General features: G+C 40.0%; 22 protein-coding genes. All 22 read right to left on the reverse strand.

Going from position 1 to position 11,120, the window contains the following annotated elements:
- Positions 1–27 precede the first annotated feature (27 nt).
- Genes secY through rpsJ form a run of 22 tightly spaced genes read right to left on the reverse strand, consistent with a single transcriptional unit; the run spans position 28 to position 10,506 of the window.
- Positions 28–1,323, reverse strand: a complete 1,296-nt coding sequence (gene secY, locus AC3WOM_RS20130) for a preprotein translocase subunit SecY (RefSeq protein WP_427549203.1) — start codon at positions 1,321–1,323, stop codon at positions 28–30.
- Positions 1,323–1,763, reverse strand: a complete 441-nt coding sequence (rplO, locus tag AC3WOM_RS20135; protein ID WP_427549201.1) for a 50S ribosomal protein L15 — start codon at positions 1,761–1,763, stop codon at positions 1,323–1,325. Before rplO ends, secY begins: the two co-directional genes overlap by 1 nt.
- A 34-nt stretch (positions 1,764–1,797) precedes the next feature.
- A complete protein-coding gene (rpmD, locus tag AC3WOM_RS20140) occupies positions 1,798–1,980 on the reverse strand; it encodes a 50S ribosomal protein L30 (protein WP_054771429.1) in 183 nt (60 codons plus the stop codon).
- A 13-nt stretch (positions 1,981–1,993) separates the two neighbouring features.
- On the reverse strand, positions 1,994–2,497 hold the full coding sequence (rpsE, locus tag AC3WOM_RS20145; RefSeq protein WP_427549199.1) for a 30S ribosomal protein S5: 504 nt from the start codon (positions 2,495–2,497) through the stop codon (positions 1,994–1,996).
- A 21-nt stretch (positions 2,498–2,518) separates the two neighbouring features.
- A complete protein-coding gene (rplR, locus tag AC3WOM_RS20150; protein ID WP_427549197.1) occupies positions 2,519–2,878 on the reverse strand; it encodes a 50S ribosomal protein L18 in 360 nt (119 codons plus the stop codon).
- A 32-nt stretch (positions 2,879–2,910) separates the two neighbouring features.
- Positions 2,911–3,450 carry a 50S ribosomal protein L6 gene (gene rplF / locus AC3WOM_RS20155; protein WP_492448100.1) on the reverse strand — a complete coding sequence of 180 codons (540 nt, stop codon included), beginning with the start codon at positions 3,448–3,450 and terminating at the stop codon, positions 2,911–2,913.
- A gap of 30 nt (positions 3,451–3,480) precedes the next feature.
- Positions 3,481–3,879, reverse strand: a complete 399-nt coding sequence (gene rpsH, locus AC3WOM_RS20160) for a 30S ribosomal protein S8 (RefSeq protein WP_008181717.1) — start codon at positions 3,877–3,879, stop codon at positions 3,481–3,483.
- Positions 3,880–3,908: 29 nt separating this feature from the next.
- Positions 3,909–4,094 carry a type Z 30S ribosomal protein S14 gene (locus tag AC3WOM_RS20165; protein ID WP_004233656.1) on the reverse strand — a complete coding sequence of 62 codons (186 nt, stop codon included), beginning with the start codon at positions 4,092–4,094 and terminating at the stop codon, positions 3,909–3,911.
- 21 nt (positions 4,095–4,115) lie between these two features.
- Positions 4,116–4,655: a 50S ribosomal protein L5 gene (gene rplE / locus AC3WOM_RS20170; RefSeq protein ID WP_427549193.1), complete on the reverse strand. Its 540-nt coding sequence runs from the start codon at positions 4,653–4,655 to the stop codon at positions 4,116–4,118.
- A 28-nt stretch (positions 4,656–4,683) separates the two neighbouring features.
- Positions 4,684–4,992: a 50S ribosomal protein L24 gene (rplX, locus tag AC3WOM_RS20175; protein ID WP_053482809.1), complete on the reverse strand. Its 309-nt coding sequence runs from the start codon at positions 4,990–4,992 to the stop codon at positions 4,684–4,686.
- Positions 4,993–5,027: 35 nt separating this feature from the next.
- Positions 5,028–5,396 carry a 50S ribosomal protein L14 gene (gene rplN / locus AC3WOM_RS20180; RefSeq protein WP_004233650.1) on the reverse strand — a complete coding sequence of 123 codons (369 nt, stop codon included), beginning with the start codon at positions 5,394–5,396 and terminating at the stop codon, positions 5,028–5,030.
- A 43-nt stretch (positions 5,397–5,439) separates the two neighbouring features.
- Positions 5,440–5,703: a 30S ribosomal protein S17 gene (rpsQ, locus tag AC3WOM_RS20185; protein ID WP_004233648.1), complete on the reverse strand. Its 264-nt coding sequence runs from the start codon at positions 5,701–5,703 to the stop codon at positions 5,440–5,442.
- An 18-nt stretch (positions 5,704–5,721) separates the two neighbouring features.
- A complete protein-coding gene (gene rpmC / locus AC3WOM_RS20190; protein ID WP_004233646.1) occupies positions 5,722–5,922 on the reverse strand; it encodes a 50S ribosomal protein L29 in 201 nt (66 codons plus the stop codon).
- Positions 5,912–6,346 (reverse strand): 50S ribosomal protein L16, encoded by a 435-nt coding sequence (gene rplP, locus AC3WOM_RS20195; RefSeq protein ID WP_025116437.1) that lies wholly within the window; start codon positions 6,344–6,346, stop codon positions 5,912–5,914. The genes rpmC and rplP overlap by 11 nt, the downstream gene beginning before the upstream one ends.
- 1 nt (position 6,347) lies before the next feature.
- Positions 6,348–7,001, reverse strand: coding sequence for a 30S ribosomal protein S3 (gene rpsC / locus AC3WOM_RS20200; protein ID WP_427549191.1), 654 nt, complete (start codon positions 6,999–7,001; stop codon positions 6,348–6,350).
- A gap of 3 nt (positions 7,002–7,004) precedes the next feature.
- Entirely contained in the window at positions 7,005–7,349 is a 345-nt protein-coding gene (rplV, locus tag AC3WOM_RS20205; RefSeq protein ID WP_004233639.1) for a 50S ribosomal protein L22, read from the reverse strand.
- A 22-nt stretch (positions 7,350–7,371) separates the two neighbouring features.
- Positions 7,372–7,650, reverse strand: coding sequence for a 30S ribosomal protein S19 (gene rpsS / locus AC3WOM_RS20210; RefSeq protein WP_036151954.1), 279 nt, complete (start codon positions 7,648–7,650; stop codon positions 7,372–7,374).
- A gap of 60 nt (positions 7,651–7,710) precedes the next feature.
- Positions 7,711–8,541 (reverse strand): 50S ribosomal protein L2, encoded by an 831-nt coding sequence (gene rplB, locus AC3WOM_RS20215; protein ID WP_054771424.1) that lies wholly within the window; start codon positions 8,539–8,541, stop codon positions 7,711–7,713.
- A gap of 48 nt (positions 8,542–8,589) precedes the next feature.
- A complete protein-coding gene (rplW, locus tag AC3WOM_RS20220; RefSeq protein WP_004233628.1) occupies positions 8,590–8,874 on the reverse strand; it encodes a 50S ribosomal protein L23 in 285 nt (94 codons plus the stop codon).
- Positions 8,874–9,497 carry a 50S ribosomal protein L4 gene (gene rplD / locus AC3WOM_RS20225; RefSeq protein WP_004233626.1) on the reverse strand — a complete coding sequence of 208 codons (624 nt, stop codon included), beginning with the start codon at positions 9,495–9,497 and terminating at the stop codon, positions 8,874–8,876. Before rplD ends, rplW begins: the two co-directional genes overlap by 1 nt.
- A gap of 26 nt (positions 9,498–9,523) precedes the next feature.
- Positions 9,524–10,153, reverse strand: coding sequence for a 50S ribosomal protein L3 (rplC, locus tag AC3WOM_RS20230; RefSeq protein WP_492448101.1), 630 nt, complete (start codon positions 10,151–10,153; stop codon positions 9,524–9,526).
- 44 nt (positions 10,154–10,197) lie between these two features.
- Positions 10,198–10,506, reverse strand: coding sequence for a 30S ribosomal protein S10 (rpsJ, locus tag AC3WOM_RS20235; protein ID WP_004233624.1), 309 nt, complete (start codon positions 10,504–10,506; stop codon positions 10,198–10,200).
- Positions 10,507–11,120: the final 614 nt, after the last annotated feature.

Below are 11,120 nucleotides of genomic sequence, written 5' to 3' on the forward strand. Positions count from 1 at the left end.
CGATGGAACGTTCCCCAAAAACCAACATTATTTCATAAAGCCTTTGTAGTGACGTTTAACAAGTTGAGACTCTAGCTGTTTCATCGTTTCGAGCGCTACGCCGACTACGATAATAATACTTGTACCACCGATCTGCACTGAGGCAGGTAGATTCATATAGTTCATGAATAAAATCGGCATTACAGAAAGAACAGTTAAGAAAATCGCACCGACAAATGTCAGACGATATAACACGCTTGTTAAATACGTTTGCGTACTTTCACCAGGTCGAATACCTGGAATGTAAGCACCTTGCTTTTTCAAGTTATCAGCCACATTTTCTGGATTCACTTGTACGAATGCATAGAAATATGTGAATGCGATAATTAAAACAATATAAACAATCATTCCAACAGGTTTTTCATAATTGAACGTGTTTTCAATGAATGTTGTCACATTATTTTCACCGAAGAACGGGACTAACAGACGAGGTGTCATCAGAAACGCTGATGCAAAGATTACCGGAATAACCCCAGCAGCATTTATTTTTAATGGTAAATGCGTTTGTTGACCACCTGTTTGTTGGTTACGTCCAGTAACTCGTTTCGCATATTGAATTGGAATTTTACGTAGTGCTTGTTGCATGTAGATAACTCCAACAACAACTGCAAGCAAAATTAAAATAAGTAAACCTAGGATAATTAGGTTGATAAATAGCTTATCACCAGCACCCTCGATTTGTTGTGCATAGATTTGGTTGATACTTGTAGGTAATGCGGAAACAATACCTGCGAAGATCACAATAGAAATACCATTACCAACACCATGTGCAGTAATTTGTTCAGCAAGCCATACTAAGAATGCTGTACCTGCTGTTAATACAATACAAATCGTAACATATGTTAAAATTCCTTCTTCTTTAATCAATGATCCGCCATACATTTTATTAAAACCAAATGACATCGCGAATGACTGAATAAAAGCAAGAGCGATTGTAAAGTAGCGAGTGAATTGAGCAAGTTTACGTCGTCCGACTTCACCTTGCTTTGCCCATTCAGCAAATTTCGGCACTACATCCATTTGCAATAACTGAACAATGATTGAAGCAGTGATGTATGGATAAATCCCCATAGCGAAGATGGAGAAGTTTTTCAGTGCACCACCGCCAAAAGTATTCAGGAAACCAACGAGGTTCAACTCATCAGTTACCTTTAATACATTAGCATCCACGTTTGGTACTGGCACAAACGTACCAATACGGAAAACAATTAACAATAAAAGAGTGAAAATGATTTTATTTCGTATATCTCGAACACGCATAAAGTTAGAGATTGTCTGAAACATTAAATCACCTCAGTAGTTCCGCCGGCATTCTCGATTGCTTCTTTTGCTGAAGCTGAGAATTTATGAGCTTTTACAGTAAGCTTTTTGTTTAGAGTTCCATTGCCAAGAACTTTAATTCCAGCTTTTTCATTGCTCACAAGACCAGTTTCAAGTAATAATGCAGCAGTTACCTCTGCACCGTCTTCGAAACGGTTTAAAGTGTCAAGGTTAACGATAGCGTATTCTTTACGGTTGATGTTCGTAAAGCCACGTTTTGGTAAACGACGGAATAATGGGTTCTGACCGCCCTCGAAGCCTGGGCGTACACCGCCACCAGAACGAGCGTTTTGACCTTTATGACCTTTACCTGATGTTTTACCGTTACCAGAACCGATACCACGACCAACGCGGTTGCGTTGCTTACGAGAACCTTCTGCTGGTTTTAACTCATGCAGTTTCATAGTGGGTGGCACCTCCTTGTTCAATAATTGGAAATTAAATTTCTTTTACAGTAACTAAATGAGCTACTTTATCTAACATGCCGCGAGTTGCTGCATTATCAGCTTTCTCAACAGTTTGATGTAATTTACGTAAACCTAGAGCTTCGATTGTCTTACGTTGCGCCGGTTTAGTACCAATCACAGATTTTGTAAGGGTGATTTCTAATTTGTTAGCCATTATCTTTCCCCCCTTATCCTAATATTTCTTCCACTGATTTACCACGTAATTTAGCTACGTCCTCTACGCGTTTTAATTCAGCTAAACCTTGAACAGTTGCACGTACCATGTTAATTGGTGTGTTAGATCCAAGTGATTTTGAAAGAATATCAGTAATACCAGCAAGCTCAAGTACAGCACGTACTGGACCACCAGCGATAACTCCTGTACCAGGAGCAGCAGGCTTAATTAGGATTTCTCCTGCACCAAAGCGACCTTGCACTAAGTGTGGAGTTGTTCCACCTACGCGTGGCACTTCGATTAAGTTTTTCTTCGCGTCTTCAACAGCTTTGCGGATAGCATCTGGAACCTCTTGAGCTTTACCAGTACCAAAACCAACATGACCGTTTCTATCGCCAACTACAACTAATGCTGTGAAGCGGAAGCGACGTCCACCTTTAACAACTTTAGCAACACGGTTAATAGTAACTACGCGTTCTTCAAGTTCTCCAAGTTTGTTTGCGTCAATACGACTCATGAAATGTGTCCCTCCTTCTTATTAAAATTCTAAACCGTTCTCACGTGCAGCTTCAGCTAAAGCTTTAACGCGTCCATGATATAAGTAACCACCACGGTCAAATACTACAACACTAATATTTTTTTCCGTAGCGCGTTTTGCGATTGTTTCACCGACTTTAGTTGCAGCATCAACATTGCTACCAGCACCTTCAAAACCATTTTCTTGAGAAGATGCGCTAACAATTGTTACGCCTGCTACGTCATCGATAAGTTGCGCGTAGATGTTCTTGTTTGAACGGAATACATTTAAGCGTGGACGCTCAGCTGTACCCGAAATTTTAGAACGTACACGTGCATGACGTTTTTTACGAACCTGATTTTTATCTTGTTTCGTAATCACAAGGGTCACTCCTTTCTAATGCTTAGGCAGCATTATTTACCTGTTTTACCTTCTTTACGACGAACATATTCGCCTTCATAACGGATACCTTTACCTTTGTAAGGCTCTGGCGGACGCACGTCACGGATGTTAGATGCAAGAGCACCAACGCGTTCTTTGCTGATACCTTTAATGATGATTTTTGTGTTAGAAGGAACTTCAATTTCTAAACCATCTTCAGGTGTGAACTCAACTGGGTGAGAGTAACCTACGTTAAGTACAAGCTTTTTACCTTGTAATTGCGCACGGTAACCAACACCGATAAGCTCTAAAGATTTTTCGAAACCAGCAGAAACACCAGTAACCATGTTCGCTAGAAGCGCACGAGTAGTACCGTGGTTTGTGCGGTGTTCTTTTGATTCAGAAGGACGAGATATTGAAATTATGTTACCTTCTTGCTCAATTTTCATATCTTGGTGGAAAGAACGAACAAGTTCGCCTTTAGGACCTTTAACAGTAACATTGTTGTCAGCTGCAACAGTAACAGTTACGTTAGCTGGTACCTCGATAATTTTTTTACCTACACGAGACATTTAGTTGCACCTCCATTCATTTATTGCTAATTACCAAACGTATGCTAGAACTTCGCCGCCAACTTGTTTAGCGCGAGCTTCTTTATCTGTTAATAAACCTTGTGAAGTTGACACTAAAGCGATACCAAGTCCGTTCAATACTTTAGGTACTTCATTTGTTTTAGCATATACTCGTAGACCAGGTTTAGAAATACGTTTTAAGCCAGTGATAACGCGCTCGTTATCTTTACCGTATTTTAAGAAGATACGGATAATACCTTGCTTGTTGTCTTCCACGTATTCTACGTCACGTACGAAACCTTCGCGCTTTAAAATTTCAGCGATTTCTTTTTTCACGTTGGAAGCTGGTACTTCTAACTTCTCGTGACGAACCATGTTCGCATTACGAATGCGAGTAAGCATATCTGCAATCGGATCAGTCATTGTCATTACATTTACCTCCTTCCCAAATTAGGGGATTACCAGCTGGCTTTTTTCACGCCAGGAATTTGTCCCTTATATGCAAGTTCTCGGAAACAAATACGGCAAAGTTTGAATTTACGATATACAGAGTGTGGACGACCACAGCGTTCACAACGTGTATATTCTTGTACTTTAAACTTTTGCTTACGTTGTTGTTTAACGATCATAGATTTTTTAGCCACGTTTTCGCCCTCCTTGTTTGATTACTTTTGGAACGGCATACCGAATTGTGTCAATAACTCGCGAGCTTCTTCATCAGAATTCGCTGTCGTTACGATCACGATGTCCATACCGCGTACTTTTGAAACTTTATCGTAATCGATTTCCGGGAAAATTAATTGCTCTTTAACACCTAAAGTGTAGTTACCGCGACCATCGAATGCTTTTTTAGAAACACCACGGAAGTCACGTACACGAGGTAGTGAGATTGAGATTAATTTGTCCAAGAATTCATACATACGCTCACCGCGTAATGTAACTTTAGCACCGATAGGCATACCTTCACGTAGACGGAAGCCTGCAATCGATTTTTTTGCTTTCGTTACTACTGGCTTTTGACCAGTGATAATTGTTAATTCTTCTACAGCTGCATCTAATGCTTTTGAGTTTTGAACTGCATCACCAACACCCATGTTGATAACGATTTTCTCTACCTTTGGCAGTTGCATAACTGATTTATATCCAAACTTGCTCATAAGAGCAGGTGAAACTTCACTTAAATATTTTTCTTTTAGGCGGCTCATGTGTGTACCTCCCTTCTATTTATACTAATTAGTCGATTACTGCACCTGATTTTTTTGCAACACGAACTTTTTTACCGTTTTCGATTTTATAACCTACACGAGTCGGCTCGCCAGATTTAGGATCGATTAGCATTACGTTCGAAACGTGAATTGCAGCTTCTTGGCTTACAATTCCACCTTGTGGATTCAATTGGTTAGGTTTTACGTGTTTTTTCACGATGTTCACACCTTCAACAAGAACGCGATCTTGTTTAGGGTAAGCAGCAAGAATTACGCCTTCTTTGCCTTTATCCTTACCAGTGATAACCTTAACCTTGTCACCTTTTTTTACATGCATGCTGTCGCACCTCCTTGATTGGCACTATCATGAAATTAAAGAACTTCTGGAGCTAGAGAAACGATTTTCATGAAGTTGCTGTCACGTAATTCACGTGCAACAGGTCCGAAAATACGAGTTCCGCGTGGTGATTTATCATCACGAATAATTACACAAGCATTTTCATCAAATTTGATGTACGTACCATCTTTACGACGTACGCCTGATTTAGTACGAACGATAACAGCCTTAACAACGTCACCCTTCTTGACAACGCCACCTGGTGTTGCTTTCTTAACTGTACAAACAACGATATCACCGATGTTAGCAGTTTTACGGCCAGAGCCACCAAGCACTTTAATTGTAAGAACTTCACGTGCACCTGAGTTGTCAGCAACTTTCATACGACTTTCTTGTTGGATCACTTAGGTTACCTCCCTTCGGAAATTGGTTGTTCCGAAATAGTTATTAAATAATAACCGCTTTTTCTACAACTTCAACTAGACGGAAACGTTTAGTAGCTGATAGCGGGCGAGTTTCCATGATACGTACGATATCACCGATTTTCGCTGTGTTTAACTCATCATGAGCTTTAAACTTTTTAGAGTATTTTACACGTTTACCGTAAAGCTTGTGCTTTTTGTAAGTTTCAACTAAAACAGTAACAGTTTTGTCCATTTTATCTGAAACGACGCGGCCCGTGTAAACTTTGCGTTGATTACGCTCAGTCATACTTGAAAACCTCCTTTATCAGTTATTTGCACTGATTTCTCTTTCACGAATAACAGTTTTCATACGCGCGATTGCTTTACGCACTTCACGAATACGAGCTGTGTTTTCTAATTGACCAGTCGCCAATTGGAAGCGAAGGTTGAAAAGCTCTTCTTTCAGTGATTTCACTTTTAATTCAATTTCAGAAGTGGCAAGGTCACGGATTTCATTAGCTTTCATTAGATTCACCACCAGTTTCTTGACGTTTTACGATTTTACATTTAACAGGAAGCTTATGTGATGCTAAACGAAGTGCTTCACGTGCGATCTCTTCAGATACACCAGCAATTTCGAACATTATTTTTCCTGGTTTTACTACTGCTACCCAACCTTCAGGAGAACCTTTACCAGAACCCATGCGGACTTCTAGAGGTTTTTTAGTGTAAGGTTTATGTGGGAAGATTTTAATCCAAACTTTACCGCCACGTTTCATGTAACGAGTCATCGCGATACGAGCAGATTCGATTTGACGGTTAGTAATCCAGCTAGCTGTTTGAGCTTGTAAGCCCCATTCGCCAAAAGATACTTCTTTACCGCCTTTCGCTTCGCCACGCATGTTTCCGCGGTGTTCACGACGGTATTTTACGCGTTTAGGCAATAACATATTATTTGCCTCCTTCCACAGATTTCTTCGTAGGAAGAACTTCACCACGGTAGATCCATACTTTAACGCCTAATTTACCGTAAGTAGTGTCAGCTTCTGCGTGTGCATAATCAATGTCAGCACGTAGAGTATGAAGTGGAACAGTTCCTTCACTATAGTGTTCAGCACGCGCAATATCAGCGCCACCTAAACGACCAGATACTTGTGTTTTAATTCCTTTTGCACCAGCGCGGATTGTGCGTTGGATCGCTTGCTTTTGCGCACGACGGAATGATACACGGTTTTCTAATTGACGAGCGATGTTTTCAGCTACTAAGCGAGCATCAAGATCAGCACGTTTGATTTCGATAATGTTAATGTGTACACGTTTACCAGTTAAATCGTTAAGGTATTTACGAAGATTTTCAACTTCAGTACCACCTTTACCGATTACCATACCTGGTTTCGCAGTGTGAATTGTAATGTTTACACGGTTTGCAGCACGTTCGATTTCTACTTTAGAAACAGAAGCGTCTTTAAGAGCCGTTTCAATATATTTACGCACTTTGATGTCTTCGTGAAGTAGAGTTGCATAGTCTTTTTCAGCGTACCATTTTGACTCCCAGTCACGAATAATACCAACGCGCAGTCCTATTGGATGTACTTTTTGACCCACGGATTAACCCTCCTTCTTCTCAGATACCACTAGAGTAATGTGGCTTGTGCGTTTGTTAATTGCGCTTGCACGTCCTTGTGCACGTGGACGGAAACGTTTTAATGTTGGACCTTCATCAACGAAAACTTCAGAAACTACTAAAGAGTTGATGTCAAGATCATAGTTGTGCTCAGCATTAGCAACTGCAGATTTTAATACTTTTTCAACGACTGGAGACGCCGCTTTTGGAGTATGACGTAAAATTGCAACTGCCTCACCAACTTGCTTGCCTCGAATTAAGTCTACAACTAGACGTACTTTGCGAGGAGCAATGCGTACTGTACGAGCGATAGCTTTAGCTTGTGTCATTAGGATTTACCTCCTCTCAAAATTAGCGTCTTGTTTTCTTGTCGTCTGCACCGTGACCTTTATAAGCACGTGTTGGTGCGAACTCACCAAGTTTGTGGCCAACCATATCTTCTGTTACGTATACTGGAACGTGTTTACGTCCATCATAAACAGCAATCGTTAAACCGATGAAGTTCGGGAAGATTGTAGAACGGCGTGACCAAGTTTTGATAACTTGTTTTTTCTCAGAAGCCTCTTGCGCCTCCACTTTTTTCATTAAGTGGTCATCGACAAAAGGTCCTTTTTTCAAGCTGCGACCCATGTAGGAACCTCCCTCCGTGATTCCACCACGGCTCTCACATAGAACCGTAGTTTAACCACTTTATTTTTTACGACCACGGATAATAAATTTATCCGATTTGTTTTTCTTCTTGCGAGTTTTGTAACCAAGTGCTGGTTTACCCCAAGGAGTCATTGGTGATTTACGTCCGATTGGAGAACGTCCTTCACCACCACCGTGTGGGTGATCGTTAGGGTTCATTACAGAACCACGAACTTCTGGGCGTTTACCTAACCAACGGCTACGACCTGCTTTACCGATGTGTACTAATTCATGTTGTTCGTTACCAACTTGACCGATTGTAGCGCGGCAAGTAGCTAACACTAAACGTACTTCACCAGATTGTAGACGAACGATTACGTATTTATCTTCACGACCAAGTACTTGCGCAGAAGTACCAGCAGAACGTACTAATTGTCCACCTTTACCAGGTTTTAACTCGATGTTATGGATAGTAGTACCCATTGGAATGTTTGCTAATGGTAATGCATTACCTACTTTAATATCAGCATCAGGACCAGACACGATTGTTTGACCAACCTCTAGACCTTTTGGTGCCAAGATGTAAGCTTTTGCTCCATCGGCATAGTTGATTAATGCGATATTCGCAGAACGGTTTGGATCATATTCAATAGTAGCAACTTTTGCCGGAATGCCATCTTTAACACGTTTGAAATCGATAACACGGTATTGCTTCTTATGACCACCACCATGATGACGAACAGTGATTTTACCTTGGTTGTTACGACCAGCTTTGCGTTTAGTTGGTTCAAGCAATGATTTCTCAGGCTTGTTAGTTGTAATTTCCGCAAAGTCTAATGACGTCATGTTACGACGACCATTAGAGGTAGGTTTATACTTTTTAATCGCCATTGTGTTTTCCCTCCTTCTTGAGTGTTCAAATCATAAATCCATTAAGGATTACATTTCGAATAATTCAATTTCTTTGCTATCAGCAGTTAATTTAACGATCGCTTTACGACGTTTGTTTGTGTAACCACCATAACGGCCAACGCGTTTGAATTTACCTTTGTAGTTAAGAACGTTTACTTTCTCAACTTTAACGCCAAAGATTTCTTCTACTGCGTCTTTTACTTGAGTTTTGTTTGCGCGAGTGTCTACTTCAAAAGTATACTTTTTCTCTGCCATAAGTTCTGAAGAACGCTCAGTAATGACCGGACGTTTTAAAATATCACGTGCTTCCATTATCCAAGCACCTCCTCAACTTTTTCTACTGCAGATTTAGTAAATACAACTTTATCATGACCTAATAGATCAAGAACGTTGATTCCATTTGCAGTTAAAACTGTTACACCTGGGATGTTACGAGCAGATAATGCTACGTTTTCATCTAGGTCAGCAGTTACGAATAAAGATTTTTTCTCTAAAGAAAGATCTTTAAGGATTTTTGTGAATTCTTTTGTTTTTGGTGCTGCTAGTGTAAGAGCATCAAGAACTAAGAAGTTTTGTTCTACTACTTTAGCTGATAAAGCAGATTTAAGAGCTAAACGACGAACTTTTTTAGGTAATTTATAAGAATAGCTACGTGGAGTAGGACCGAATACGATACCACCGCCGCGCCATTGTGGAGAACGGATAGAACCTTGACGAGCACGGCCAGTTCCTTTTTGACGCCATGGTTTGCGACCACCACCAGCAACTTCAGAACGGTTTTTCACCTTGTGATTACCTTGACGAAGAGAAGCACGTTGAGCTACTACTGCGTCGAATAATACTGCTTCATTTGGTTCGATTCCGAAGATCGCATCGTTTAATTCGATTTCACCAACTGAAGCACCTGTTTGACTAAGTACAGATACTTTTGTCATTCCTGTTTCCTCCTTTCCTTAAGTAATTACTTAGTTTTAATTGCAGTTTTCACTGTAACTAGAGCTTTTTTAGAACCAGGAACATTACCTTTAACAAGTAGTAAGTTACGTTCCGCATCAACTTTCACGATTTCTAAGTTTTGGATTGTAACTACAGTGCCACCCATTTGACCAGGTAATTTCTTTTGTTTGAATACGCGGTTCGGAGCAACTGGACCCATTGAACCAGGACGACGGTGGTAACGAGAACCGTGAGCCATAGGACCACGAGATTGACCGTGGCGTTTAATAACACCTTGGAAACCTTTACCTTTAGTAACTCCTGTTACATCAATTACATCGCCTTCTGCGAAAATTTCTACTTTGACTTCTTGACCAACTTCGTATTCTTCCACGTTCACGTTGCGGAATTCACGAATGAAGCGCTTAGGAGCAGTGTTCGCTTTTGCTACGTGACCCTGTTCTGGTTTGTTAGAAAGCTTAATGCGCTTGTCTTCGAAACCAATTTGAACTGCTTCGTAGCCATCTGTTTCAACAGTCTTCTTTTGAAGAACTACGTTTGGAGTAGCTTCGATAACTGTTACCGGGATTAAATCGCCGTTTTCAGCGAAAACTTGTGTCATACCAATTTTTCTACCTAAGATTCCTTTAGCCATTTGTCACACCTCCTGTAAGTTTTGAAAAGTTATATTTTTTACCATTAAAGTTTGATTTCGATATCAACGCCAGATGGTAAATCAAGTTTCATTAACGCGTCAACAGTTTGTGGTGTTGGGTTAACGATATCGATCAGACGTTTATGCGTACGCATCTCGAATTGTTCACGAGAGTCTTTGTACTTGTGAACAGCACGAAGAATTGTGTACACAGACTTCTCAGTTGGAAGTGGAATCGGACCTGATACACTTGCACCTGAACGTTTTGCAGTTTCCACAATTTTCTCAGCAGATTGATCTAAAATACGGTGATCATACGCTTTTAAACGAATACGAATCTTTTGTTTTGCCATTATTTTCCCTCCTTCTCGCCTATTTTCTAGACATTCTCCACGAAAATTCTCCTACACACCGCCATGGCAAAGCGGCCGGGTGTGTCGGCAACCTCTCGTTTCATCGCAGTCAAAGACCAACATTCAACATTATATACAATAAAAAAAGAATAAGCAAGTCTTTTCGCTAAATTCTTTTAAATGTTGCTGATATTCTTACTACTACTATTTCTTCGCTTATTTAAGCCGTTTATTAGTATAAAGAATTTCTAGATATTTTGCAACACATAAGATTGTAATATTAACATTTTTAAATATTGCAAATATCCCCTGTAAATAAGCACTATTATAATATAGTCATTACAAGCCTACTCAAAGCTAATAGAATCATTGTGATATTGATTTTAATTTTGTTATTTTAAAAATCTTAAATATACTACCTCCTTTATCACAATAAATAAAAAAACAGTATGATGTTTAAATAATCATACTGTTTTCATGTTGTTGAAATACTATTATGTCAATGAAATCAAGGTTACAAATTAAAAAGTATATCCCTTTTCAAAACGAGGGGTTGATCTCCGTTCCGACTGAGTGCTTTCCTGGGGGCGTCCGATGAGCCGCTTCACTCGCGT

The sequence above is a fragment of the Lysinibacillus sp. FW301-JW8 genome (genome assembly GCF_058788755.1).